This window comes from Mesorhizobium sp. FG116 (genome assembly GCF_057809835.1).
In genome coordinates this window covers 1-502 of the sequence record NZ_JBMDKS010000141.1, presented here as the reverse complement: position 1 = coordinate 502, position 502 = coordinate 1, and the positions used below count along the sequence as shown (strand labels likewise).

Below are 502 nucleotides of genomic sequence, written 5' to 3'. Positions count from 1 at the left end.
GCCCGTCCCTGGTGTAGCCCCCTATTAGGTCCTGGCGGATAACCGCATGACATCCTTGGCTACTGCCCTTAGCTGTGGCCAGGGGAATTCTTCGTCCTCCCTGCCCTGGGGCGCTTCGCGCAGCATCACGTCGAGCTTCGCCAGCAAGCCGCTCAATGTCGAAGCGGGTGTGGCGAACAGGCGCTCGGCAACCTCTTTCTCCAGCTGTTCTGAAGCAGCTTCCTGTTGCAGCACATTGAGATAGCCGCTCTCTGCGACGCTGCTATCCCATCTTGCCTGATGACTGGCGAACTCGGCCCTTGCCTGACGGCAGGCCAGGGAATCGTCATCGAAGAACCTTTCGATGTCGGCGATGGAAAAGGCTGCATGAGGGCCCTGCCCTCCCCGTTCGGGAAGCGCCGCCTTGGGATAGCCGATCGTCGCCAGAAGGCGGGCCTCCAGATGCTGCTGGCGTCGGCATAAGCGCAAAGTCCTCGCATGGGCCCTGCGCCATGCACGCCAG

General features: G+C 62.4%; 1 protein-coding gene. It reads right to left on the bottom strand.

The genetic code is table 11. From position 1 onward, the window contains the following. Positions 1-24 precede the first annotated feature (24 nt). On the bottom strand, positions 25-502 hold a 478-nt coding region (locus tag ACODTY_RS24155; protein ID WP_488996706.1), incomplete at its 5' end, for a hypothetical protein.